We start from the raw sequence: 25,213 nt of genomic DNA on the forward strand, positions 1-25,213 counted from the left end.
GCCTGCCCCGGGGACCTTCCCGTATGTGAGGCTGTGCCCCATGGCCGTCGTCCGTGACCTGCGCGTCCTGCTGCGTCTGAAGGGCTTCCGGCGCCTGCTCGCCGTGCGCCTTCTCTCCCAGGGCGCCGACGGCGTCTACCAGGTCGCGCTCGCCACCTACGTCGTCTTCTCCCCGGAGAAGCAGACCTCGCCCGCCGCGATCGCCTCCGCGATGGCGGTCCTGCTGCTCCCCTACTCCCTGGTGGGCCCCTTCGCCGGCGCCCTGCTGGACCGCTGGCGCCGCCGCCAGGTCTTCCTGTACGGCAACCTGCTGCGCGCCGCACTGGCCTCGGTGACGGCGGTCCTGATGATCGCCTCCGTCCCGGACTGGCTCTTCTACGTCTCCGCGCTCTGCGTCACCGCCGTCAACCGCTTCGTCCTCGCGGGCCTTTCCGCCGCGCTGCCTCGCGTGGTCGACGCCGAGCGCCTCGTGATCGCCAACTCGCTCTCCCCGACCGCCGGCACCTTGGCCGCCACGGCGGGCGGCGGGCTCGCCTTCGTCGTGCGGCTCGTGGTGGCGGACTCCGACGCCGCTGTGGTGCTGCTCGGGGCGGCTCTGTATCTGTGCGGGGCGCTCGCATCACTGTGCATCGCGGTTGAACTGCTGGGGCCCGACCGTACGCAGGCACCGAGGCTGGCGTCGACGCTCGCCGTCACCGCCCGCGACCTGGTGGCGGGGGTACGTCACCTGGCCGCGCCCGCGCGCCGGGAGGCGGCCTGGTCGCTCGCGGGCATGACGCTGATGCGGTTCTGCTACGGCGCGCTGCTGGTCATGCTGCTGATGCTGTGCCGCTACTCCCTGACTTCGGACACGGACGAAGGGCTCGCCCTGCTGGGACTGGCGCTGGGGGTCTCCGGTGCGGGCTTCTTCGCCGCCGCCTTGCTCACCCCCTGGGCGGCGGGACGGCTCGGCCCCGGCCGCTGGATGGCCGTGTGCGCGGGGGCCGCCACCGTACTGGTGCCGGCGCTCGGCCTTCCGTTCGCCACGGGTCCGCTGCTCGTCGCCGCGTTCGTCCTCGGGCTGACGACCCAGGGGGCGAAGATCGCCACGGACACGGTGGTGCAGTCCTCGGTCGACGACGCCTTCCGCGGCCGGATCTTTTCCGTCTACGACGTGCTGTTCAACGTCGCCTTCGTCGGCGCCGCCGGAGTGGCCGCTCTGATGCTGCCACCGGACGGCCGCTCGGTCGCGCTGATAGTGACAGTCGCCGTGGTCTACGGAGCGGTTGCGGTGGCTATGACCCGGTTCGAGAGGCAGTAAGTGTCACATCAGTGCCACGAAGTGACACTGGGCTACAGAGATGTCAGTGGGGAGCGATAGCTTACGTGCGTCTTATCCGCGACATGTTCGCGACACGCACCTATCTCTTCAGGGGGAACCCAGTGACCACTCCGCCGCCCCAGGGCAACCCGTTCGTCGCGCAGGGCCAGCCGCCCGCTCCGCAGCAGCCCCAGGGCATGAACCCGTACGCGCAGGGCCAGCAGAGCTTCCCGCAGCAGGCCGGCCAGCCGGGGTTCCCTCCGCCCGGCGCCCCCGTTCCGCCGCCCTCCCGCTCCAACCGGATCAAGAAGAAGTTGCTGAGCATCGTCGGCGTCATCGTGGTGGCCGCCGCGATTGGCGGGGTCAAGTGGTACCTGGGACAGTCGGACGCCGAGACCACCGCGGTGGGCGACTGCATGCACAACGAGGGCACGCAGATCAGCCCGGACCTCAAGACGGTCGACTGCTCCTCGGGTGACGCGGAGTTCGAGGTGGTCGAGAAGTTCGACAACACCAGCGACGACAGCAAGTGCGAGGCGGTCAAGGAAGCAACGATCGCCTATTACCAGACGGGCAGCAGCAGCCACAAGGTGGTCCTCTGCCTCAAGGAAGTGAAGTAGGACCCAGCAAACGGGCGCGAAAAAGCGGGTCATGTTTCACGTGAAACTTGACCCGCTTCGCGTACTCACCGCTCCTGTGCGGCCCACCACTCCCTGAGCGCCGCCACCGCGGCGTCGTGCTCCATCGGCCCGTTCTCCAGGCGCAGCTCCAGCAGGTGCTTGTACGCCTGACCCACGGCCGGCCCGGGGGGGATGCCTAGGATTTCCATGATCTGGTTGCCGTCCAGGTCCGGACGGATCGCTTCCAGCTCCTCCTGCTCCTGAAGCTGTGCGATCCGCTCCTCCAGGCCGTCGTAGGCACGCGAGAGCGCCGACGCCTTTCGCTTGTTACGGGTCGTGCAGTCCGAGCGGGTCAGTTTGTGCAGCCGGTCCAGCAGCGGACCGGCGTCCCGGACGTACCGGCGAACCGCGGAGTCCGTCCACTCGCCCGTGCCGTAGCCGTGGAAACGCAGATGCAGCTCGACCAGGCGCGAGACGTCCTTCACCAGCTCGTTGGAGTACTTGAGCGCGGTCATGCGCCTCTTCGTCATATTCGCCCCGACCACTTCGTGGTGGTGGAACGAGACCCGGCCGTCCTTCTCGAAGCGGCGCGTGCGCGGCTTGCCGATGTCGTGGAGCAGGGCGGCCAGCCGGAGGGTGAGGTCGGGGCCCTCGGTCTCCAGGGCCATCGCCTGTTCCAGAACGATCAGCGTGTGGTCGTAAACGTCCTTGTGCCGGTGATGCTCGTCCCGCTCCAGACGCAGGGCCGGCAGCTCGGGAAGGACGTGCTCGGCCAACCCGGTCTCCACCAGTAGGGACAGTCCCTTGCGGGGGTGGGGGGAGAGGATGAGCTTGTTCAGCTCGTCCCGGACCCGCTCGGCCGAGACGATGTCGATACGCCCGGCCATGTCCGTCATGGCCTTCACGACCTCCGGCGCCACCTCGAAGTCGAGCTGAGCGGCGAACCGGGCCGCCCGCATCATCCGGAGCGGGTCGTCCGAGAAGGACTCCTCGGGCGTGCCGGGGGTGCGGAGGACACGGGCGGCGAGGTCCTCCAGCCCGCCGTGCGGGTCGATGAACTTCTTCTCCGGCAGCGCGACGGCCATCGCGTTCACCGTGAAGTCACGTCGGACCAGGTCGTCCTCGATGGAGTCGCCGTACGACACCTCCGGCTTGCGCGAGGCGCGGTCGTACGCCTCCGACCGGAAGGTGGTCACCTCGATCTGCCAGGTCCGGTCAGCGTCTCCGACGCGGGCGGCCTTCTGCGCCCCGACCGTGCCGAAGGCGATTCCGACGTCCCAGACCGCGTCCGCCCAGGACTTCATGATCTTCAGTACGTCTTGCGGGCGGGCGTCGGTCGTGAAGTCCAGGTCGTTGCCGAGCCGACCGAGCAACGCGTCCCGGACCGAGCCGCCGACCAGGGCGAGAGAGAACCCGGCCTCCTGGAAACGGCGGGCGAGGTCGTCGGCGACAGGGGCGACCCGCAGCAGTTCACTCACCGCTCGGCGCTGCTCCTGGCTGGGGGCACTGGGGTTGGCTTCCTTGGCGTTCGGCACAACAGAAAAGGGTACGTGGCTCGCGCCGTCTCCCGCGCCCCCATTGATCGCGCACCGAATACCCCTCTTCAGCGCCCCTCCCCTTATAGGCGCACATACGGGGCGGCCGCGCTCGGTGGCGGATCTTGTGGTGTACGTCGCGGCACTTACCCTCAGCGCGCATCGTTACCATGCGGGGACGCACATTCCGACGACCACTGACGATTACGAGGGACGGGCGAGCGCGTGGCCGAGGCGGCAGACTTCCAGGGGACCAGTCCCTCACCTGCCCGCCGGTGGCTACGGCGTACCACGGCACTGGTCGCGGGTGCGCCGCTGCTGGCCGGCCTGGTCCAGTTGCCGGCCATGGGCTCCGCTCACGCCGCGGGGCAGCCCGCCGCGAAGGCCGACGGCGATGCGGGCTCCGTGGCCGTCGCCGTGGACTCGCTCACCCCTTCGGCACCCACCGACGGCGACACGGTGACGGTGTCCGGAACCGTGACCAACCACGGCAAGCAGGCCGTCACCGACGCCCACGTGAGTCTGCGCCTGGGACCGGAGATCAACACCCGGTCGGCCGTGGACGCGATCGCCAAGGACGGTGACGATCTCCAGGGATCCATCGCCCCTGAGATCGACGACAAGTACACGGAGAAGTTCTCCGAACTCACCCCCGGCGTCGCCGAGCACTTCAACATCTCCGTACCGGTCGACGACCTGGAACTCGGTGATGACGGTGTCTACGAATTCGCCGTCTCCCTCTCCGGGGAGACGCCCGCCCAGCCGTGGGAGCGGATCCTGGGCATCCAGCGGACCTTCCTCCCTTGGCAGCCCGACGAAGCGGGCACCACGACGAAGACAACGGCCCTGTGGCCGCTCGTCTCCACCACGCACATGGCCGCCGAGACCGGGGCGGACGAGGAACAGACGCCGGTCTTCCTCAACGACGACCTGGCCAAGGAGATCTCCCCCGGGGGACGCCTCAACCAGATGGTGACGCTCGGCAAGGACCTCGACGTCACCTGGGTCGTCGATCCCGACCTGCTGGCCTCCGTCGACGCGATGACGGGCAGCTACAGCGTCCGGGACGGGGACAAGACGGTCGCCGGCACCCACCAGGACGTGGCCAAGCAGTGGCTCGCAGACCTCCAGGACGCGGTGGCCGACAAGGAGGTCATCTCCCTTCCCTTCGCCGACCCGGATTTGGCCTCCCTGGCTCACAACGGCACCGACGTCACCGGCTCCCTGAGCCAGCTCAAGAGCGCCACGGACGTCATCCACAACACGGTCGATCCGATCCTGCACGTGAAGCCGAGCACCGACTTCGCCTGGCCCGTGGAGGGCGCGATCGACCGGTCCATCGTCAAGGTCGCCACCTCGGCGGGCGCGGACAAGGTGATTGCCCGCAGCGACAGTCTCCGGGAGACCAGCGGCTCGCCCTACACGCCCTCCGCGGCCCGCCCCATCGGCGGCGGCACGACGGCCGTCGTCGCGGACTCCCGGCTGTCCACGGCCTTCGAGGGCGACCTGTCGAAGGCTTCCGCGTCGACGCTCGCGGTGCAGCGGTTCCTCGCCCAGAGCCTCGCTCTGAACCACCAGGTCGGCAAGGAGCGCAGCGTCGTCGTCGCCCCGCAGCGGATGCCCTCCGGCAGCCAGGCCCGCGCCATGGCAGAGGCGCTGCGAGCGCTGCAGGGTGGCACCTGGTCCGAGTCCCAGCACCTGTCGGCGGCCGCCACGGCGAAGCCGGACCCGGACGCCACCACGACGGTCCCGGGAAACTCCGCCTACCCCGCCGCCCTGCGCAAGAAGGAGCTGCCCCGGTCGGCGTTCGCACAGATCGCGCGCACCCAGGACACGCTCGACAACTTCCAGGTCGTTCTGTCCGACCCGTCCCGGGTGGTGACCCCCTTCGGACGCGCGCTGAACCGGGAGATGTCCGCGTCCTGGCGCGGCCGAGCCGCCGAGGCGGAGTCCTTCCGCACCGGAGTCAAGGAGTACCTCGACGGTCTGACCGGCCGGGTCAGACTGATCGACAAGTCGGAGACGAAGCTCTCCGGCCGCAGCGCGACGATCCCGGTGACGGTGCAGAACAACCTGGTGCAGGACGTCGGGCCCCTGGTCCTGCGGCTCACCTCCACGAACCCGACCCGTCTGGAGATCGGCGGCGCCGACTACGAGGAGCAGCCGATCTCGGTCTCCGGCGGCCACAGCCAGTCGGTGAAGTTCACCACGTCGGCCAACGCCAACGGCCGGGCGACGGTGATCGCCCAGTTGTACACGACGGACGGGCGCGCGTACGGCGATCCCGTCACCTTTGACGTGAAGGTCACCGAGATCACGGCCACCGTGATGCTGGTCATCGGGGGCGGCGTCCTGCTGCTCGTCCTGGCCGGCTTTCGGATGTACACCCAGCGCAAGCGAGCCGCGGCCCGCGACGCCGAGAAGGGCGAGAACGGTGACGGGGGGACGGCTGAGGGCCCCGATGACGGACCGGAGAACCCTGAAGGCCCCGGTGAGCGTCTCCATGAGGCGTCCGAGGCACGTCCCCGGGCAGGCGACCCGGAGCAGCCGAGTGACCCGACACCGGACACCGCAGCGGAAAGCGCCGACCCGTCCGGCACGGGTGAGAGAGTGGACCGTTGAGGATGTCGTGGCCGGTGGGCCCGGGACGATGAGGTGGGGTAACCATGAACGCGCCGTACGACGGTGACCGCGGTCGGGCCGCGGACGGCTCGGGTCACCCCGAGGGTCCACCGTCCGACTCCGGAGGAACACCGCCGCAGCCGCACGCGGACATGTACCTGCAGGACGCCTACGACCAGGATCCCTACCGGGCGCACGACCTTTCCGCCCAGGACCCTGTCTCCGAAGCGCTCTACGACCGCGCCGCGCACCCGCCACCACCGCCGGGCACCCACCCGCCGCAGCAGCCGCTGTACTCCCAGCCCTCCCAGTCGCCCTACGCCCCCGACCCACGCGTCTGGGCCCAAACCCCGGCCCCCGAGCCGGAGGGCCCGACGCAGTACCTGCCCTACGGTGACGACCCGCGCACCACGCAGTTCGTCGGCGTCGACGACCTGGTCACCCAAGCCGGCGAGCAGCGGCACGAGCCGGATGCCTTCGCCCACCTGTTCCGCGACCAGCAGCAAGGCGGCGGTCACCCCTCGTACGACGACCACGCCTCCGTCCCCGCCCCCGCCCCGGCACCGGGCCAGTACGGCGGTGCACCCGGGCAGCAGCCGGGTCAGTACGCCACCCCGCAGGGGCCCGCCCCGTACGGGAACGCTCCGGCTCCCGGGCAGTACGGCGGGCAGCCCGGCCAGTACGGCGGGCAGCCGCCGGCGTACGGTCAGCAGCACGCGGCGCCCGCTCCGGGCCAGTACGCGGTGGCTCCCACTCCTGAAGCGGCCGGGGCCCCTCTCCAGGAGCCCGAGCCCGTCCCTGCGGCGGCCGCATCGGCCGCAGCGCCCAAGAAGGGCGGACGGGCGGGCGGCCTGCTGAAGTCGAGCGCCGTGATGGCGGCGGGCACGATGGTGTCGCGACTGACGGGATTCATCCGGTCGGCGCTGATCGTCTCCGCACTGGGCGTCGGCCTGCTCGGCGACACCTTCCAGGTCGCCTACCAGCTGCCGACGATGATCTACATCCTGACCGTCGGCGGCGGTCTCAACTCGGTCTTCGTACCGCAGCTCGTGCGGGCGATGAAGGAGGACGAGGACGGTGGCGAGGCCTTCGCCAACCGTCTGCTGACCCTCGTCATGGTGGCCCTCGGCGTGCTCACCGCGATCACGGTCTTCGCCGCGCCCCTGCTGATCCGGCTCCTGTCCAACCCCGTGGCCAGCGACCCGGCCGCCAACGAGGTCGGCATCACCTTCGTCCGCTACTTCCTGCCCTCGATCTTCTTCATGGGCCTCCACGTGGTGATGGGGCAGATCCTCAACGCCCGCGGCAGGTTCGGCGCGATGATGTGGACCCCGGTCCTGAACAACATCGTCATCATCGTGACCTTGGCGATGTTCATCTGGGTGTACGGCACCGCGGAGACCTCCGGCATGAAGGTCACGAGCATCCCGCCGGAGGGCGAGCGGCTGCTCGGCATCGGGGTCCTGCTGGGCCTCGTCGTACAGGCCCTGGCCATGATCCCGTACCTGCGCGAGACGGGCTTCCGGCTCCGGCCACGCTTCGACTGGAAGGGTCACGGTCTGGGCAAGGCCGTCACCCTCGCCAAGTGGACGGTCCTGTTCGTCCTCGCCAACCAGGCGGGCGCCATGATCGTCATCCAGCTCTCCACGGCCGCCGGCAAGGCGTCGCCCGTCGACGGCACCGGCTTCGCCGCCTACGCCAACGCGCAGCTCATCTGGGGTCTGCCCCAGGCCATCATCACCGTCTCCCTGATGGCCGCTCTGCTGCCCCGAATCTCCCGCTCGGCGTCCGAGAACGACGGCGGCGCGGTCCGGGACGACATTTCGCAGGGCCTGCGCACCACAGCCGTCGCCATCGTTCCCGTCTCCTTCGGCTTCGTCGCCCTGGGCATCCCGATGTGCACGCTCATGTTCGGCTCCTCGGGCACGAGCGAAGCCACCAACATGGGCTACATGCTGATGGCCTTCGGCCTCGGCCTCATCCCGTATTCCGTCCAGTACGTCGTCCTGCGCGCCTTCTACGCCTACGAGGACACCCGGACCCCCTTCTACAACACCGTCATCGTGGCCGTGGTCAACGCCATGGCCTCCGGACTGTGTTTCCTCCTGCTGCCGTCGCGCTGGGCCGTCGTCGGCATGGCCGCCTCCTACGGCCTCGCCTACGTGACCGGTGTCGGCGTCGCCTGGCGCAGGCTGCGCAAGCGGCTCGGCGGGGACCTGGACGGCCCACGGGTGCTGCGGACGTACGCCCGGCTGTGCATCGCGTCCGTGCCGGCCGCCCTGATCAGCGGCGCGGCCTGCTACGCGATCAGCCGTGCGCTCGGCCAGGACGTCCTCGGATCGTTCGCCGCGCTGCTGGCCGGCGGTGTGCTGCTGTTCGGCGTCTTTTTCGTCGCCGCCCGCCGCATGCGCATCGAGGAAGTCAACTCACTGGTCGGCATGGTGCGCGGACGCCTGGGACGCTGAGGGCTGGGGTAGGCGCACAACCATCGTTCACCGCCGTGTGTCGTGCATAGCGGCGGACTGTGGGCACAATTGGGTTCGGCGTCGGACCGCGCGCATCGGCAGCCGGTCGGCGCGCATCGAATGGGGAGGCAGAACGACGGTGGCGGAACGGAGCACAGCTGCCGTCGACGTGGCAGACAACAGCGGTGACGAGCCGCTGACCGCACAGGCGGACCAGTCCACGGCCGACGGGGTGGCCAACAACCGGGAGCGGGACACGGACAGCGACGAGGCACAGGGGAGCCCGAAGAGCGAGGATTCCGGCAGCAAGGCCTCGCCTCCCGAACTGCACAGCGGGCACAAACTCGCCAGACGCTACCGCCTCGAGGAGTGCGTCACCCGTCTGGACGGCTTCAGCAGTTGGCGGGCCGTCGACGAGAAGCTCCGCCGCGCCGTCGGAGTCCACGTCCTCCCGACGGACCATACCCGCGCTCGCTCCGTGCTGGCCGCGGCCCGTTCCTCCGCCCTGCTCGGTGATCCCCGCTTCGTCCAGGTACTCGACGCCGTCGAGGACAACGACCTGGTCTACGTCGTCCACGAGTGGCTCCCCGACGCAACCGAACTGACCGCGCTGCTCGCCTCCGGCCCGCTCGAGGCTTACGACGCCTACCAGATGGTCAGTCAGGTCGCGTCGGCCATGGCGGCGGCCCACCGTGAGGGCCTCGCCCACCTGCGCCTGAGCCCCAACGCGGTGCTCCGGACCTCGACCGGCCAGTGGCGGATCCGCGGACTCGCCGTCAACGCCGCCCTGCGCGGCATCAGTTCCGAGACGCCCCAGCGCACCGACACCGAGGCCGTCGGTGCCCTGCTGTACGCCACGCTCACCCAGCGCTGGCCCTACGAGACCGACGCACACGGTCTGGCGGGGCTGCCCAAGGACATCGGGCTGATCCCGCCGGACCAGGTACGTGCGGGAGTCCACCGCGGCCTGTCCGAGCTCGCCATGCGCGCCCTCGCCAATGACGGCGCCACCGCCTCCCGCCACGAGTCCCCGTGCACCACGCCGGAGGAACTGGTGAAGGCGATCGGCGAGATGCCCCGCATCCGCCCGCCGGAGCCGGCGTACACCGCCCCGCCCGAGTACCAGCGCACCGCCTACCAGCAGGGCGCCTACGGCCGTCCGGCGCCGCGTCCTGGGGCCACCCGGCCGGTACCGACTCCGCCGCCTCCGCTGCAGAGCCGCACCGGCAAGGCACTGAAGTGGAGTGTCTCCGCTCTGCTGATCGCCGCGCTCGGTCTGGGCAGCTGGCAGCTGGCGGACGCGCTGATGGAGCGTGGAGGCAAGGCCGACGACCAGAACCAGACGCAGACGACGGACGGCGACGACAAGAACGGGGAGCAGCCCCGGCCGATGAAGCCCATCGCGGTCCAGGGTGCCCAGGAGTTCGTCGCCAAGGGTGACGCACAGCACCCGGCCGACGTCGGCAAGACGTACGACGGCGACACCGCAACCCTCTGGCGGACGAACAGTTTCTACGACGGTCCGGTCATCGGCCCGTTCAAGCCCGGCGTCGGCATCGTCTATGACCTCGGTTCGGCCAAGGAGCTGTCGACGGCGGACATAGGACTGTTCTACGGCGGCGACCACACGACGGTGGAGCTGTACGCCGCAGACTCCTTGCAGCCCTCGTCGATCGACGCGATGCGGAAGATCGGCACGGTCACCACGAGCGGAACCAACGCGACGGTCAAGCTCACCAAGCCGGTGAAGACGCAGTACGTCCTCGTGTGGCTCACCGCCCTGCCCCACGCACCTGGCGACAAGTACAGCGACCCCGGTTACAAGCAGGCCATCACCGACGTGACGTTCAAGGGCTGAGCCCGCCGGCTGAAGGAAGGGGGTCCAATGGCAGACGGCACCGCCTACGGCGACGTCAGTGACCGGGATCTCCTCACCCGCCATGTGAAGGGCGACCCGGATGCCTTCGGCGAGCTCGTCCGCCGCCATCGCGACCGTCTCTGGGCCGTGGCCCTGCGGACGCTGGGTGACCGCGAGGAAGCCGCCGACGCCGTCCAGGACGCCCTGATCTCCGCCTACCGGGCCGCGCACACCTTCCGCGGCCAGGCGGCCGTGACGACCTGGCTGCACCGAATCACAGTGAACGCCTGTCTGGACCGCGCCCGTAAGGCCGCCTCTCGGAGATCCGCTCCCGTCGACGACACCGAGCGACTGGAGCAGCTCCTGGAGCCGCACGAGTCGGCGTCGGCCCCCGCAGAGCGCAAAGACCTGCACCGCCAGCTCTTGAAGGCCCTCGGCACCCTGCCGGCCGACCAGCGGGCGGCACTCGTCCTGGTGGACATGCAGGGCTACCCCGTCGCGGAGGCGGCCCGGATCCTGGATGTGCCGACCGGCACCGTCAAGAGCCGCTGTGCCCGTGGCAGAGCCAGACTCCTGCCCCTGCTGACACACCTGCGCCCGGACGGCAGCGGCGAGAGCAGGAAGGCCGGCCAGGGCAGAAAGCCCATCGACGAACGGAACCGGACTCAGGGGACATCCGTCCCACCGGCAGCGGGACCGCGCCGTGCGGGTCCGCCGGACGCAGGACCGAGCGATTCAGCCGCAGTGAAGGGCGGAGGTGGACGAACGTGACGTCGTCGACGGCAGACCTGACCGGACACCCGGACGTCGCGGAGATCTCCGACCTTGCCGAGGGCCTGCTCCCTCCGTCACGGACCTCGGACGTACGACGGCATCTGGAGACCTGCGAGCTCTGCGCGGGCGTCTACGCATCACTGGAGGAGATCCAGGGACTGCTCGGCACACTGCCCGGCCCGACCCGGATGCCCGACGACGTGGCCGACCGTATCGACGCCGCCCTTGCCGCCGAGGCAGCGCTGAGCGTGACCAGCGACCACGACGGCGCGCGTGTTTCACGTGAAACATCGGCATCCGCGGACCGCCCTGCCGGAAACGCCCGCCCCTCGTCCACCGGCCCGGGCCGCAAGGAACGCCGACGAGGCGGACGCCGCAGGATCGCCGTACTCGGCGCCGTTGCCGCTGCCGCGACCCTCGGGCTCGGCTCCGTCATTGTCTCGTCCCTCACCGGTGGTAACCGGGACAACGACACCGTTCACGGGCAGCAGACCGCGCTCGCGGACACCTTCTCCGAGGGGAAGCTCGAGGAGCAGGTCGCCGGACTCATCTCCGACGAGCAGAGCACTCGAAACGGGCCGCGCACGCCGCGCAGCTTCGGCATGGAGTCCGAGACCGGCGCCGAGAACCATGTCTTCAAGCAGCCGACGATCCCCGAGTGCGTCCAGCATGGCATCGGTCGCGAGGACACCGCGCTCGCCATGAAGGAGGGCGTCTACAAGGGCAAGGAAGCGCTGCTCGTGGTGCTGCCCGATGCCTCCAACGACAGCCGGGTCACCGCCTACATCGTCGAGTCGGCATGTGTGGACCAGCCCACGGTCAGCAAGGCCAAGGTCCTGCTGAAGCACTCCTACGCACGCTCCTGAAGGCTCGCCCAGCCTCGTCCGGCGTGTGTCTGCCGTGTGCCCGGACACAGCGGGAATGCGCGCCCCTTAGGATCCGTTGGGTGGGGTGAGGGCTCCGAGAGAAGCTCCACCCGGCCCTGAAGACGCAGTCCAGAGACGAGGAATGAAGCCGTGAGCGACGTCCGAAACGTGATCATCATCGGCTCCGGGCCCGCCGGCTACACGGCGGCGCTCTACACCGCGCGCGCGTCGCTGAAGCCGCTGGTGTTCGAAGGCGCCGTCACCGCGGGCGGCGCGCTGATGAACACCACCGAGGTGGAGAACTTCCCGGGCTTCCAGGACGGCATTATGGGCCCCGAGCTCATGGACAACATGCGCGCCCAGGCGGAGCGCTTCGGCGCCGAGCTGATCCCGGACGATGTCGTCGCCGTCGACCTGACCGGCGAGATCAAGACCGTCACCGACACTGCGGGCACGGTGCACCAGGCGAAGGCCGTGATCGTCACCACCGGTTCCCAGCACCGCAAGCTCGGTTTGCCGAACGAGGACGCCCTCTCTGGCCGTGGCGTCTCGTGGTGCGCGACCTGCGACGGCTTCTTCTTCAAGGACCAGGACATCGCCGTGATCGGCGGCGGTGACACCGCGATGGAGGAGGCCACGTTCCTCTCCCGCTTCGCCAAGTCCGTGACGATCGTCCACCGCCGTGACACCCTGCGCGCCTCCAAGGCGATGCAGGAGCGGGCCTTCGCCGACCCCAAGATCACCTTTGTCTGGGACAGCGAGGTCGCCGAGGTCCAGGGCGACCAAAAGCTGTCGGGCCTGAAGCTGCGCAACGTCAAAACCGGCGAGCTCTCGGACCTGCCGGTGACCGGCCTGTTCATCGCGATCGGCCACGACCCGCGCACCGAGCTCTTCAAGGGTCAGCTCGACCTGGACCCGGAGGGCTACCTGAAGGTCGACGCCCCCTCGACCCGCACCAACCTCACCGGTGTCTTCGCCGCCGGTGACGTGGTCGACCACACCTACCGCCAGGCGATCACCGCCGCAGGTACCGGCTGCTCCGCCGCCCTCGACGCCGAGCGCTTCCTCGCTGCGCTCACCGACGAGGACAAGGCCGAGCCCGAGAAGACCGCCGTCTGACCTCCACCCACCCCACGCACCAACCAGTTAAGGAGCCCGCCGTGGCCGGCACCCTGAAGCAAGTGACCGACGACTCCTTCGAGCAGGACGTCCTCAAGAGCGACAAGCCCGTTCTGGTGGACTTCTGGGCCGCCTGGTGCGGTCCGTGCCGCCAGATCGCACCGTCCCTGGAGGCGATCGCCGCCGAGTACGGCGACAAGATCGAGGTCGTCAAGCTGAACATCGACGAGAACCCGGGTACGGCCGCCAAGTACGGCGTCATGTCCATCCCGACCCTGAACGTCTACCAGGGCGGCGAGGTCGCCAAGACCATCGTCGGCGCCAAGCCGAAGGCTGCGATCGTTCGCGACCTCGAGGACTTCATCGCCGAGTGACGTTTCACGTGAAACACGAAGGGGCCGACCCGAGCGGGTCGGCCCCTTCGTTTCGCCTCCCTACCAGGCACGGCGACGCAGCTACAGCGGCCGCAGTGCAGGCTCCTTCTGAACCGCCCCCAGCAGGCGGTCCAGAGCCATCTCGACGTCCTCCTTCCAGGAGAGCGTGGAGCGAAGGTCCAGGCGCAGTCGCGGGTGACTGGGGTGGGGGCGAACCGTCTTGAACCCCACGGCCAGCAGATGGTCGGCAGGCAGAACACAGGCCGGCTCTTTCCAGCGAGCGTCCCCGAACGCCTCGATCGCCTTGAAGCCTCGACGCAACAAGTCCTTGGCAACCGTCTGTACCATCACCCGGCCCAGCCCCTGGCCCTGGTAACCGGGCATCACGAACGCGGTCATCAGCTGGACCGCGTCCGGCGAGACGGGACTGGTGGGGAATGCAGTCGAACGCGGCACATACGCGGGGGGCGCATAGAGCACGAAGCCCACCGGCACGTCGTCGACGTAGACCACCCGCCCGCACGACCCCCAGTCCAGCAGGACGGCGGAGATCCAGGACTCCTTTTCAAGAGCAGGCGTACCCGCCTTTACCGCGGCTTCGCCGCTGACGGGGTCCAGCTCCCAGAAGACGCACGAGCGACAGCGCTGGGGAAGGTCCTGCAGGTTGTCCAGCGTGAGCGGTACGAGCCGGCGCCCCATGAAGGCTGTTCCTCGCTTCCTTCGCCCGCCGCATCGCGGGCGGCTGTCAAAGCGCTCCGTTCCCTGAGCAGACTGCCGATGAAGCCACCGACCGCGCCCAGCCCCAAGCCCGCGCTCACCAGCCCGGTACGGCCCATCGTTCGCATGGCCCCTGCCTTCCTCTCAGAGGTACTGCCAGGTGCTTGCGCCCTCTCGTTCGCATCGTATCCACGAAGCGCTGCCCTCGGCACCGGCAAAAGCAAAGGGCGGGCCGTGTTCCGGCACGCACCGGACACGACCCGCCGTGTCGACAGGGAAGCGCGACTCAGCGCGCCACTCCCACGCGTCTCAGTAGTCGAGCTCCTCGGCTTCGCCGTCCGAAAGGCTCTTCTGCAGTACCGGCCCCTCGCCCGGAGCGAGGCTCCCAAGAATCCGCTCGAGGTCTTCCATGGAGGCGAACTCCACGGTGATCTTGCCCTTCTTCTGACCCAGGTCGACCTTCACCCGCGTCTCGAAGCGATCCGAGAGCCGTGTCGCCAGGTCGGACAGCGCCGGGGAGACCAGAGAGCCGGCCCGAGGTCCCTTGGCACGCTGAGGCTTCTGCGGCCGGGAGCCCATGAGGGTCACGATCTCCTCGACCGCCCGAACCGAAAGCCCTTCAGCGACGATCCGGTGAGCCAGCCGCTCCTGCTCCTCCGAATCCTCGACGGAGAGCAGCGCCCGTGCATGACCGGCGGAGAGCACCCCGGCGGCCACCCGGTTCTGCACCTTCGGGGAGAGCTTCAGCAGACGCAGTGTGTTCGAGACCTGAGGGCGGGAACGTCCGATGCGGTCGGCCAGCTGGTCATGTGTGCAGTCGAAATCCTTGAGCAGCTGGTCGTAGGCGGCTGCCTCTTCGAGCGGATTCAGCTGCGCCCGGTGCAGGTTCTCCAGCAGCGCGTCCAGAAGAAGCTTCTCGTCCTCTGTGGCACGCACGATCGCCGGGATGGCTTCCAGGCCGGCCTCACGGCAGGCTCGCCAGCGGCGCTCACCCATGATCAGCTCGTAGCGCGCCGGTCCCACCTGACGCACGACGACCGGCTGGAGAAGACCCACTTCCTTGATGGAGGTGACCAGCTCGGCCAACGCGTCACCGTCGAAAACCACACGCGGCTGCTGCGGATTCGGCGTGATGGCGTCGAGTGGAATTTCCGCGAAATGCGCACCCACCGGAGGCCGGAGAGGCTCCGGGCCGCTCTGAGCCGCCGACTCCTCGGTTTCACGTGGAACAGGCGGCAGCGTGGTCACCTTGGCCGCCGCCACCCCACGGTCGTTGGGCAGCAGGGGCATCCCGGCCGGGGACGCGGGAGCCGCATTCCCCAGCGCCGCCGAGGCCACCGACTTCTCGGTCGGAGCATTGGGAATCAGTGCGCCCAGACCGCGGCCCAGCCCCCTCCGTCGCTCACTCACTGGATCCCCTCCACCATGTTCGGGTCGTTCTGTGCGCCGATGTGCGCGTGCGTCGCGTCATAGCTGACGCCCACCCCCCTGAGCGCGATCTCTCGCGCCGCCTCCAGATAGGAGAGGGCTCCGCTCGATCCTGGATCGTAGGTCAGGACCGTCTGTCCGTAACTCGGGGCCTCCGAGATGCGGACCGAGCGGGGAATGCTCGTCCGCAGTACCTCGTCGCCGAAGTGGCTGCGCACCTCGTCGGCGACCTGGGACGCGAGCCGCGTCCGGCCGTCGTACATGGTGAGCAGGATCGTCGACACATGCAGTGTGGGGTTGAGGTGGCCACGGACCAGGTCGACGTTGCGCAGCAGCTGCCCCAGCCCTTCCAGCGCGTAGTACTCGCACTGGATCGGGATCAGCACCTCTTGGCCCGCGACCAGCGCGTTGACCGTCAGCAGACCGAGGGAGGGCGGGCAGTCGATGAGGATGTAATCCAGCGGCTGCTCATACGCCTGAATCGCCCGCTGAAGCCGGCTCTCGCGCGCCACCAGGGACACAAGCTCGATCTCCGCACCGGCGAGATCGATCGTGGCGGGTGCACAGAAGAGACCTTCGACGTCGGGGACCGGCTGGACCACTTCCGAGAGCGGTCGGCTCTCGACCAGGACGTCATAGATGGACGGAACCTCGGCATGATGGTCGATCCCCAGTGCCGTGGAGGCATTGCCCTGTGGATCGAGGTCCACGACCAGGACCCGGGCTCCGTGCAGAGCGAGCGACGCGGCAAGGTTGACGGTCGTCGTCGTCTTGCCCACACCGCCCTTCTGATTGGCGACCACCATGACCCTGGTCTGCTCGGGCCGCGGAAGACCCTCGCCGGCGCGGCCCAGAGCCTCCACCGCCAGTTGGGTAGCACGCCCGATCGGAGTGTCGTCCATCGGGGGCGGTGTTTCACGTGAAACATCCGTCCCCATCGACTCGGTACGGGGACCGGGGACCGGATCGGTCATCGGTCCCGCGATATTGGCGTCGGACCGCAAGGATTCACTCTCCTCGACTTCAGGCTCGCAATGGACAGAGCCTCCCATGCCTTCGGGGTCATGAACCAGTGAGGCCTGTTGTTCTGTGGAGAAATCCACCTCTGTGGACAACTCCGTGCCCTCTCCGAGTGACCCGAGAGGCTTTCGGTCGCGGGGGTCGGCCGCAGCGCGGCCCCGACTGATGATGCCGTGCAGCAGTGAGCGACGTTTCACGTGAAACACGATGCACAGCGGCCGAAGCCGAACAGCCGCGACACTCCGGCATGCGTAGGTATGGCAGCTTATGTGGAGTACGGCTACCCGCGACGCCGCCGGGCTCGGCCCGTCCGCGCCGCCTTGGCCCGCTTGGCAGCGAACCGCACGCCGCCCGGGCTCTCCCCGACCTCAACCCGCACCACGGTCGACATGGGGTCCACGACGCCCTCGCCCACATGGAGGATCGAGGTTTCCACCGCCCCCAGCTTGCTGAGCGCGGTGGACGCGGCCTTCAGCTCCTCCTCAGCCGTGTCGCCCTTGAGAGCGAGCATCTCGCCGTACGGACGCAGCAGTGGGATCCCCCAGGTGGCCAGACGATCCAGCGGAGCCACGGCACGGGCCGTCACCACATGCACCGGCGGCAACTTGCCCATGACCTCCTCGGCCCGACCACGTACCACGGTCACATGGTCCAGGCCCAGAAGCTCCACGACCTCGGTCAGGAAGTTGGTGCGCCGCAGCAGGGGCTCCAGAAGAGTGATCTTCAGGTCCTCCCGGACGAGCGCCAGCGGGATGCCGGGCAGACCGGCGCCGGAACCGACATCGCACACCGTTACGCCCTCGGGCACGACCTCCGAGAGCACCGCGCAGTTCAGCAGATGCCGCTCCCACAGGCGGGGGACTTCACGCGGACCGATCAGACCGCGCTTCACCCCCGCCTCTGCGAGCAGCTCGGCGTAGCGGATCGCGTCCGCGTACCGAACACCGAACACATCACGTGCCTGCTCGGGAACAGGGGGAAGCTCCGCTGCCTCCGTCACGAGGGGACCGTCCTTCCGTACGGCACCGGCGCACCGGGCGCCGCTGCCAGAACCACCAGAACTATCAGGCTGACAAAACTCGGCCCCGTCTGCGCAACAGACGGGGCCGGAGAACGTGTGGACCGATCAGGCGGGAAGCACGACGACGAAGCGCTCCGGCTCCTCGCCCTCGGACTCGCTGCGCAGTCCCGCGGCCTTGACCGCGTCGTGCACGACCTTGCGCTCGAACGGCGTCATCGGCTTCAGCCGGACGGACTCGCCGCTGCTCCTGACCTCGGCCGCGGCCTTGGCGCCCAGCTCGGAGAGCTCGGCGCGCTTGTCGGCCCGGTAGCCCGCGATGTCGAGCATCAGTCGGCTGCGATCACCGGTCTCCCGGTGCACAGCCAAGCGCGTGAGCTCCTGCAGAGCCTCCAGCACCTCGCCGTCCCGGCCGACCAGCTTCTGCAGATCACGGCTGTTCGTGTCGCTGATGATCGAGACGGAGGCGCGGTCGGCCTCGACGTCCATGTCGATGTCACCGTCGAGATCGGCGATGTCGAGCAGACCCTCCAGGTAGTCCGCGGCGATATCGCCCTCCTGCTCGAGGCGGGTCAGGGTGTCTGCGCCCTCGGCAGCGGCGGAGGTGGTGCCTTCCGTCACGGGATGGACTCCTTCTTACTTCTTCGACGGGGACTTGGGCCGCTGCGGGCCCTTGCGCTGTCCGGACTGGGCCTTGCTGCGGCCACCGCCGCCGGGCTTCTGCGCGGGCTTCTTGGCGGCGCCGGCGGACATGCCGCCCTGCTGGCCGCTCTCCGGCTCGCCGGACTTGCTGAGGGAGGTCTTGGCCTCCGGCTCACCGGCGGACTCACCGCCCGGCTTCGCGGACTGGCGCTGCGCCTTGGTCTGCCGCTTGGGCTGCTGCCGCTTGGGTGCCGCCGTGGTGCCGGGGGCGCCTTCCGCGCTCTGGGCGGCGACGGCGGTGTCGCTCTTCTCCACGGTGCCGTCGGCCTGGGCCGCGAGACCCGCCTTGTTCAGTCCGTTGATGAACTTGCGCTCGAACTCGTTGCGGTCCCGGCCCTTGGCGACGATGGCCTTGACGACGGACCGCTGACCACGGCCGCGCGTCTTGCCCGTGTCCGTGACGTGCTTGAGCAGGCGCTCCAGGTAGGCGGCCTGAGCCTTGGAACCCGGAGTCGGGTTGTTGCGGATGACGTACATCTGCTGGCCCATGGTCCACACGTTCGTGGTCAGCCAGTAGACGAGGACACCGACGGGGAAGTTGATACCGAAGACGGCGAACATGACCGGGAAGACGTACATCAGCATCTTCTGCTGCTGCATGAACGGCGTCTTCACCGTGGTGTCGACGTTCTTGGTCATCAGCTGGCGCTGAGTGAAGAACTGCGATGCCGACATCAGCACGATCATGATCGCGGTGACGATCCTGACGTCCGTCAGCGACGACCCGAGGGCTTCCACCCTGGAGGAGCCGTCGGTGAACTTCGCGGCCAGCGGTGCGCCGAAGATGTGAGCCTTCTGGGCGCTCTCCAGCAGGCGGTCGTTGATCACGCCGATGGTGTCGTTCGACGCGATCGAGTTGAGCACGTGGTACAGGGCGAAGAAGAACGGGGACTGCGCCAGGATGGGAAGGCACGAGGAGAGCGGGTTGGTGCCCGTCTCCTTGTACAGCTTCATCATCTCTTCGGACTGACGCTGTTTGTCGTTCTTGTAGCGCTCCTGGATCTTCTTCATCTCCGGCTGGAGCGTCTGCATCCCACGCGTCGCCTTGATCTGCTTCACGAAGAGCGGGATCAGGCAGATGCGGATGAGGATCACCAGGGACACGATGGACAGGCCCCAGGCCCATCCGGTGTCAGGGCCGAAGATCGCGCCGTACACCTTGTGGAACTGGACGATGACCCAGGAGACAGGTGTCGTGATGAAACTGAAGAGGCTGGCAATCGTGTCCACTAATCATGCTCCTTGGGCATGGGACGGGGTCTCTGCGGCCGGACTCGAAGGACTGGACTGACTCGTGGGAGAAGTCTGTCCCTCGTTGGCCGGTTCGGCGGCGGAGGTCCCGCCCTTGCGTGCACGCCAGGCGTCACGCAGCATTTCGTGCCACCGCGGGCGTTTGCGCGGCGGAACATGGTCCACGCCACCCAGCGACCACGGGTTGCATCGCAGGATGCGCCAAGCGGTGAGCGCCGTACCTTTGAGAGCACCGTGTCGGTCGATGGCCGTGTAGCCGTAGTGGGAACACGACGGGTAGTACTTGCACACCGGCCCCAGCAGAGGACTGATCGTCCACTGGTACAGCTTGATCAGAGCCAGCAGCGGGTACTTCATCGCGCGCCCCCTCCCAGTAGCCGCTCCAAGGCGGCGTCCAGGTCTCGGGCCAGCTGTGCATGGTCGGCGTCGCCCGCACCGGGCAGCGCTCGTACGACTACCAGGCTACCGGGGGGAAACAGGTCGATCCGGTCGCGCACCAGGTGGCGAAGCCTGCGCTTCACCTTGTTGCGCACCACCGCGCCACCCACGGCTTTGCTCACGACGAAACCCGCACGTGTCGGGGGAGCGCTCTCCCCAGGCGCGTGCGGGTCCGTGGCACCGCTTCGGAGGTGGACGACCAGGGCCGGGCGTCCGGCCCGGCGGCCTCGTCGTACCGCGGTCGCGAAGTCCTCGCGCCGCCTCAGCCGGTTGTCGGTGGGCAGCACGACGTCATGACCTGACCGGATCAGGCGGACAGACGGGCGCGACCCTTGCTGCGGCGGGTCGCGAGAATCGCGCGGCCGGCACGGGTGCGCATACGCAGCCGGAAGCCGTGGGTCTTGGCGCGACGACGGTTGTTCGGCTGGAAGGTGCGCTTGCTCACTCGGGGGCTCCAGAAAGAATCGGGGTTGGCGGGGTGCCGTCCTGGCTGTCACCGTGCGCCCACGAGTAGCTCGCGTTACGCCCGAGTGCACCGCTTTTCGATCACCTTGGACGTGACCTGTGCCCATCGGAGGCAGGCGGCAGCAGCCATCGACAACTCGACCTGGTTACGGTACGTGGGACTGCGCCATTCGGTCAAACCAGCGGTGACCGGGAGACGCTTGTCCACAGGCTGGGGACAACAACTTGAACCCTACCGGCCACGCTGACTACCGTGACTGGACTTCGATTCGTTCCCTTATCCCTGCCCCACCCGAGTTTCATCCCGACCCGTCCCCGAATCACACCTTCGAGGGACTCGTGAGAGAGCGTGCCCTGTGGCTGACGTACCTGCCGATCTTGCCGCAGTGTGGCCACGCGTACTGGAGCAACTCCTCGGAGAGGGCCGCGGGCAGGGCGTCGAGTCGAAGGACGAGCACTGGATCCGGCGCTGCCAGCCCCTCGCGCTGGTCGCCGACACCGCCCTCCTCGCCGTACCGAACGAATTCGCGAAGGGCGTACTGGAGGGCCGCCTCGCCCCGGTCGTCAGCGAGACGCTGAGCCGCGAGTGCGGCCGCCCGATCCGCATCGCCATCACCGTCGACGACACTGCCGGCGAGCCCGCACCCGCCACACCGGCCCCGACGCCGCAGGCACCGCCCACCCGCCCCCAGCCCCGCTACGAGGAGCCCGAGCTCCCCGCGCCCGGCCACGGCCAGGGCGGCCGCGACGACTACGAGGGATACGGCCGCCACCGCGCCGACCAGCTCCCCACCGCCCGCCCCGCCTACCCGCAGGAGTACCAGCGCCCCGAGCCCGGCTCCTGGCCTCGTCCGGCACAGCAGGACGACTACGGCTGGCAACAGCAGCGCCTCGGCTTCCCGGAGCGGGACCCGTACGCCTCCCCGGCCCAGGACGGCTACGACCAGGAGCGATACCACCCGCAGGACTCGTACGGCAACAACTACCGCCAGCAGCCGCCGGAGCGCCCGTCGTACGACTCGCAGCACGGCGACTACAAACGAGGCGATTACGACCGCGGCGGTGACTACGAACCGCGCGACTACGAAAAGTCCCGCGGCGACCACGGCCAGCCACGCCCGGATCACGACCAGCCGCGCAGCGACTACGACCAGCCACGGGTCGACTACGACCAGCAGCGCGGCGACTACGACCAGCGCGGCCCCCGCCGGGACCTGCCCGAACCCCCGTCCGGCTCCGGCCACGTGCACCGCGGCGGCCCCGTCGGTCCCGGCCCCGCGACCGGCGCCCCCGGCCCACTGGCCGCACAGCCGGCACCGGCCGCCGGACCGGGCGAGCCGACCGCACGCCTCAATCCGAAGTACCTCTTCGACACCTTCGTCATCGGGGCCTCCAACCGCTTCGCCCACGCCGCGGCCGTCGCCGTCGCCGAAGCCCCCGCGAAGGCCTACAACCCGCTCTTCATCTACGGGGAGTCGGGACTCGGCAAGACCCACCTCCTGCACGCCATCGGGCACTACGCCCGCAGCCTCTACCCCGGCACGCGCGTGCGGTACGTGAGCTCCGAGGAGTTCACCAACGAGTTCATCAACTCCATCCGCGACGGCAAGGGCGACAGCTTCCGCAAGCGGTACCGCGAGATGGACATCCTGCTCGTCGACGACATCCAGTTCCTGGCGGACAAGGAGTCGACGCAGGAGGAGTTCTTCCACACCTTCAACACCCTCCACAACGCCAACAAGCAGATCGTGCTCTCCAGCGACCGGCCGCCCAAGCAGCTGGTCACCCTGGAGGACCGGCTGCGGAACCGCTTCGAGTGGGGGCTGATCACCGACGTCCAGCCGCCCGAACTGGAGACGCGCATCGCGATCCTGCGCAAGAAGGCGGTGCAGGAGCAGCTCAACGCCCCGCCCGAGGTGCTGGAGTTCATCGCCTCGCGGATCTCGCGCAACATCCGTGAGCTGGAGGGCGCGCTGATCCGGGTGACGGCGTTCGCGTCGCTCAATCGACAGCCGGTGGACCTCGGGCTGACGGAGATCGTCCTCAAGGACCTGATCCCCGGCGGGGAGGATTCGACGCCGGAGATCACCTCGACGGCCATCATGAGCGAGACCGCCGACTACTTCGGCCTCACGGTGGAGGACCTGTGCGGCAGCTCGCGCGGCCGCCAGCTGGTGACGGCGCGGCAGATCGCGATGTACCTGTGCCGTGAGTTGACGGACCTGTCCCTGCCGAAGATCGGCGCGCTGTTCGGCGGGCGGGACCACACCACGGTGATGCACGCCGACCGCAAGATCCGCAATCTGATGGCCGAGCGGCGCTCCATCTACAACCAGGTCACCGAACTGACCAACCGCATCAAGAACGGCTGAGAGCCGCCGGCACCGGCTTCCGGGGCGCCCCGGACCCCCGGGGCGCCCTTTCTCGCCGCGGCACCGCCCCCGCGCCACCACCGCGACCACCGAGCTACCGGCGCGCCACCGCCGTGCCGCCGTGCCGCCGCCATGCCATCGCCCGACCACAGACCCGCAACCACCGCCACACCGCACCGTCCCCGCTGTTCGATTACCTGCCGGGTTACGGCCGCCCTCCACAGATGCGGCAACTTTTTTCCGTCCACACCTTGGGGACTGGGAAGTTGTCCCGATCCTGTCCACAGGCCAGGCTGTTGAGGAAGCATCAGGGCAGGTCAGCCGCCTGTGGATTCGTGGACGAACGATCTCCACAGCCTGTGGACGACGGGCTGGTGCACAAGTTGTGCATCGAGTTGTCCACGGCCAACCCACAGGCTGTACCCGGTTGTCCCCAGCGATCCCCTGCTTCTCCACACCTCTGTCCACTGTTCGGCAACACAACGCGCCCTTTCACCGCGTCGAGTGAAAGCCATCACACCGAGGTGCCGGATTGGGCTGTGGGAAAGGTGGGTAAAGCTGGGGACGGCCCTGGGGAGAAGTCGCCCCTCCCTGTGCACGGAGTGTGCAGAACTTTCTGTTCTCCACAGATACGCCCGGTTGTCCACCGGCTCCGCCCACAGGCCCCGTGGACAAAATTCCCGCGCTGACCTGCGCAAACGAGGTTATCCACGGTATCCACAGGCCCTACTACTACTCCCAACCAGTAAGAGAGCGGAATTCGTTTCGAAGCGGGCCCTGTGCACAACTCGCCCTCTCGAGCCCGACCGCCCCTCGTCACGACTTGACCCCGAAGGGCACCTACTGTCAGTGGGGTGCGTCAGACTGTTCTCCGGTGTTCTGCCCCGGACGGGGACCGACGACACCGAGTCAGACGACGAAGCCAGGCAGGGCGAGAAGCGCCGGCAACAGCAGGAGGCGGCAACAGTGAAGATCCGGGTGGAACGCGACGTACTCGCGGAGGCAGTGGCCTGGGCGGCTCGCAGTCTCCCGGCCCGTCCGCCGGCGCCTGTCCTCGCGGGCCTGCTGCTGAAGGCCGAGGAGGGGCAGCTGAGCCTGTCCAGCTTCGACTACGAGGTCTCCGCGCGGGTGTCGGTGGAGGCGGAGATCGAGGAGGAGGGCACGGTCCTCGTCTCCGGGCGCCTGCTCGCCGACATCTCCCGCGCCCTTCCCAACCGGCCGGTGGAGATCTCCACAGACGGTGTACGGGCGACGGTGGTCTGCGGGTCCTCGCGGTTCACCCTCCACACCCTGCCGGTGGAGGAGTACCCGGCGCTGCCGCAGATGCCGGAGGCCACGGGCACCGTCCCCGGTGAAGTCTTCGCCTCGGCCGTGCAGCAGGTCGCCATCGCCGCGGGCCGCGACGACACGTTGCCCGTCCTCACCGGTGTGCGCATCGAGATCGAGGGCGACTCGGTGACGCTGGCCTCCACCGACCGCTACCGCTTCGCCGTCCGCGAGTTCCTGTGGAAGCCGGAGAATCCGGAGGTCTCCGCGGTCGCCCTGGTGCCGGCGAAGACGCTGCAGGACACCGCCAAGGCGCTGACCAGCGGTGACCAGGTGATCCTGGCTCTGTCCGGTTCCGGTGCGGGTGAGGGTCTGATCGGTTTCGAGGGTGCGGGCCGCCGGACGACGACGCGTCTGCTGGAGGGTGACCTCCCGAAGTACAAGACGCTGTTCCCGACGGAGTTCAACAGCGTCGCCGTGATCGAGACCGCCCCCTTCGTGGAGGCCGTCAAGCGCGTTGCCCTGGTCGCCGAGCGCAACACCCCGGTGCGGCTCAGCTTCGAGCAGGGCGTGCTGATCCTGGAGGCAGGTTCCAGCGACGACGCACAGGCTGTGGAAAGGGTCGACGCCCAGCTGGAGGGCGACGACATCTCGATCGCCTTCAACCCGACGTTCCTGCTGGACGGTCTGAGTGCCATCGACTCCCCGGTGGCCCAGCTGTCCTTCACGACGTCCACGAAGCCGGCGCTGCTCAGCGGCAAGCCGGCCCTGGACGCCGAGGCGGACGAGGCCTACAAGTACCTGATCATGCCGGTGCGGCTGAGCGGCTGAGCGGCTGAGCGGCTGCTCCCTCAGGGGGTCCGGCAGGGGCCGACGTCCGGTTGTCCACAGGCTGAGGACGAACGTGCAGGTGAGGGCGTACGTATGAGCGCGTACGCCCACAGCTGTGCACGGACGTCCGGGTTTAGGCTCGGGGCGGGTACGAAAGTGCCGCGGCACGCCT

21 protein-coding genes are annotated in these 25,213 nt (G+C 68.8%); 11 read left to right on the forward strand and 10 right to left on the reverse strand.

Translation table 11 applies throughout. From position 1 onward, the window contains the following. The first annotated feature begins 40 nt into the window (after nucleotides 1-40). Together IE142_RS20215 and IE142_RS20220 are read left to right on the forward strand one after the other, a co-directional pair. Nucleotides 41-1,300: an MFS transporter gene (locus IE142_RS20215; protein ID WP_191887043.1), complete on the forward strand. Its 1,260-nt coding sequence runs from the start codon at nucleotides 41-43 to the stop codon at nucleotides 1,298-1,300. Between the two features lie 122 nt (nucleotides 1,301-1,422). Next, entirely contained in the window at nucleotides 1,423-1,920 is a 498-nt protein-coding gene (locus tag IE142_RS20220) for an LppU/SCO3897 family protein (RefSeq protein ID WP_191887044.1), read from the forward strand. 65 nt (nucleotides 1,921-1,985) lie between these two features. On the opposite strand, the gene IE142_RS20225 is transcribed toward IE142_RS20220, so the two are convergent. Beyond that, entirely contained in the window at nucleotides 1,986-3,455 is a 1,470-nt protein-coding gene (locus IE142_RS20225; protein WP_191887045.1) for a CCA tRNA nucleotidyltransferase, read from the reverse strand. 225 nt (nucleotides 3,456-3,680) lie between these two features. Between IE142_RS20225 and IE142_RS20230 the strand changes: the two genes are divergently transcribed. From IE142_RS20230 to trxA, 7 genes are all read left to right on the forward strand, one after another. Next, nucleotides 3,681-6,077, forward strand: coding sequence for a DUF6049 family protein (locus IE142_RS20230; protein WP_191887046.1), 2,397 nt, complete (start codon nucleotides 3,681-3,683; stop codon nucleotides 6,075-6,077). 44 nt (nucleotides 6,078-6,121) lie between these two features. After that, on the forward strand, nucleotides 6,122-8,542 hold the full coding sequence (gene murJ, locus IE142_RS20235) for a murein biosynthesis integral membrane protein MurJ (RefSeq protein WP_191887047.1): 2,421 nt from the start codon (nucleotides 6,122-6,124) through the stop codon (nucleotides 8,540-8,542). A gap of 139 nt (nucleotides 8,543-8,681) precedes the next feature. Then, nucleotides 8,682-10,400 carry a protein kinase family protein gene (locus tag IE142_RS20240; RefSeq protein WP_191887048.1) on the forward strand — a complete coding sequence of 573 codons (1,719 nt, stop codon included), beginning with the start codon at nucleotides 8,682-8,684 and terminating at the stop codon, nucleotides 10,398-10,400. Between the two features lie 27 nt (nucleotides 10,401-10,427). Then, nucleotides 10,428-11,171: an RNA polymerase sigma factor SigM gene (gene sigM, locus IE142_RS20245; protein ID WP_191887049.1), complete on the forward strand. Its 744-nt coding sequence runs from the start codon at nucleotides 10,428-10,430 to the stop codon at nucleotides 11,169-11,171. Further along, complete coding sequence (locus IE142_RS20250) at nucleotides 11,168-12,040, forward strand: anti-sigma factor family protein (RefSeq protein ID WP_191887050.1); 873 nt, start codon at nucleotides 11,168-11,170, stop codon at nucleotides 12,038-12,040. Before sigM ends, IE142_RS20250 begins: the two co-directional genes overlap by 4 nt. 150 nt (nucleotides 12,041-12,190) lie before the next feature. After that, on the forward strand, nucleotides 12,191-13,159 hold the full coding sequence (trxB, locus tag IE142_RS20255) for a thioredoxin-disulfide reductase (protein ID WP_043382567.1): 969 nt from the start codon (nucleotides 12,191-12,193) through the stop codon (nucleotides 13,157-13,159). A 41-nt stretch (nucleotides 13,160-13,200) separates the two neighbouring features. Further along, on the forward strand, nucleotides 13,201-13,533 hold the full coding sequence (gene trxA / locus IE142_RS20260) for a thioredoxin (protein ID WP_019324700.1): 333 nt from the start codon (nucleotides 13,201-13,203) through the stop codon (nucleotides 13,531-13,533). Nucleotides 13,534-13,614: 81 nt separating this feature from the next. Here the strand turns inward: trxA and IE142_RS20265 are convergent, their stop codons facing one another. From IE142_RS20265 to rpmH, 9 genes are all read right to left on the reverse strand, one after another. Beyond that, a complete protein-coding gene (locus IE142_RS20265; RefSeq protein WP_043382571.1) occupies nucleotides 13,615-14,232 on the reverse strand; it encodes a GNAT family N-acetyltransferase in 618 nt (205 codons plus the stop codon). A 327-nt stretch (nucleotides 14,233-14,559) separates the two neighbouring features. Then, entirely contained in the window at nucleotides 14,560-15,660 is a 1,101-nt protein-coding gene (locus tag IE142_RS20270) for a ParB/RepB/Spo0J family partition protein (protein WP_191887051.1), read from the reverse strand. Beyond that, nucleotides 15,657-16,730, reverse strand: coding sequence for a ParA family protein (locus IE142_RS20275; protein WP_191887106.1), 1,074 nt, complete (start codon nucleotides 16,728-16,730; stop codon nucleotides 15,657-15,659). The genes IE142_RS20270 and IE142_RS20275 overlap by 4 nt, the downstream gene beginning before the upstream one ends. Nucleotides 16,731-16,978: 248 nt before the next feature. Next, nucleotides 16,979-17,698: a 16S rRNA (guanine(527)-N(7))-methyltransferase RsmG gene (gene rsmG, locus IE142_RS20280; RefSeq protein ID WP_191887052.1), complete on the reverse strand. Its 720-nt coding sequence runs from the start codon at nucleotides 17,696-17,698 to the stop codon at nucleotides 16,979-16,981. 126 nt (nucleotides 17,699-17,824) lie between these two features. Continuing rightward, the gene (locus tag IE142_RS20285) at nucleotides 17,825-18,337 is read right to left on the reverse strand and encodes a Jag family protein (RefSeq protein ID WP_191887053.1); all 513 of its coding nucleotides are present in this window, start codon (nucleotides 18,335-18,337) and stop codon (nucleotides 17,825-17,827) included. A gap of 15 nt (nucleotides 18,338-18,352) precedes the next feature. After that, entirely contained in the window at nucleotides 18,353-19,648 is a 1,296-nt protein-coding gene (gene yidC, locus IE142_RS20290; protein WP_191887054.1) for a membrane protein insertase YidC, read from the reverse strand. A gap of 3 nt (nucleotides 19,649-19,651) precedes the next feature. Beyond that, complete coding sequence (gene yidD / locus IE142_RS20295) at nucleotides 19,652-20,026, reverse strand: membrane protein insertion efficiency factor YidD (RefSeq protein WP_191887055.1); 375 nt, start codon at nucleotides 20,024-20,026, stop codon at nucleotides 19,652-19,654. Continuing rightward, nucleotides 20,023-20,394: a ribonuclease P protein component gene (rnpA, locus tag IE142_RS20300; protein ID WP_191887056.1), complete on the reverse strand. Its 372-nt coding sequence runs from the start codon at nucleotides 20,392-20,394 to the stop codon at nucleotides 20,023-20,025. Before rnpA ends, yidD begins: the two co-directional genes overlap by 4 nt. A gap of 20 nt (nucleotides 20,395-20,414) precedes the next feature. After that, complete coding sequence (gene rpmH, locus IE142_RS20305) at nucleotides 20,415-20,552, reverse strand: 50S ribosomal protein L34 (protein WP_003975051.1); 138 nt, start codon at nucleotides 20,550-20,552, stop codon at nucleotides 20,415-20,417. 376 nt (nucleotides 20,553-20,928) lie between these two features. Here rpmH and dnaA point away from each other — a divergent pair, with 376 nt between their 5' ends. Continuing rightward, on the forward strand, nucleotides 20,929-22,944 hold the full coding sequence (gene dnaA / locus IE142_RS20310) for a chromosomal replication initiator protein DnaA (RefSeq protein WP_191887057.1): 2,016 nt from the start codon (nucleotides 20,929-20,931) through the stop codon (nucleotides 22,942-22,944). Nucleotides 22,945-23,910: 966 nt separating this feature from the next. After that, entirely contained in the window at nucleotides 23,911-25,041 is a 1,131-nt protein-coding gene (dnaN, locus tag IE142_RS20315; protein ID WP_043382592.1) for a DNA polymerase III subunit beta, read from the forward strand. The last annotated feature ends 172 nt before the right edge of the window (nucleotides 25,042-25,213 follow it).

This window comes from Streptomyces mutabilis, from assembly GCF_014649815.1.
In the GTDB taxonomy this organism is placed as follows: domain Bacteria; phylum Actinomycetota; class Actinomycetes; order Streptomycetales; family Streptomycetaceae; genus Streptomyces; species Streptomyces mutabilis.

Bases quoted from the DNA above. Each gene is read 5' to 3' on its own strand.
- yidD (WP_191887055.1), bottom strand. From the start codon at position 20,026: ATGAAGTACCCGCTGCTGGCTCTGATCAAGCTGTACCAGTGGACGATC.
- IE142_RS20275 (WP_191887106.1), bottom strand. From the start codon at position 16,730: ATGGGAGGCTCTGTCCATTGCGAGCCTGAAGTCGAGGAGAGTGAATCC.
- IE142_RS20215 (WP_191887043.1), top strand. From the start codon at position 41: ATGGCCGTCGTCCGTGACCTGCGCGTCCTGCTGCGTCTGAAGGGCTTC.
- IE142_RS20265 (WP_043382571.1), bottom strand. From the start codon at position 14,232: ATGGGGCGCCGGCTCGTACCGCTCACGCTGGACAACCTGCAGGACCTT.
- murJ (WP_191887047.1), top strand. From the start codon at position 6,122: ATGAACGCGCCGTACGACGGTGACCGCGGTCGGGCCGCGGACGGCTCG.
- sigM (WP_191887049.1), top strand. From the start codon at position 10,428: ATGGCAGACGGCACCGCCTACGGCGACGTCAGTGACCGGGATCTCCTC.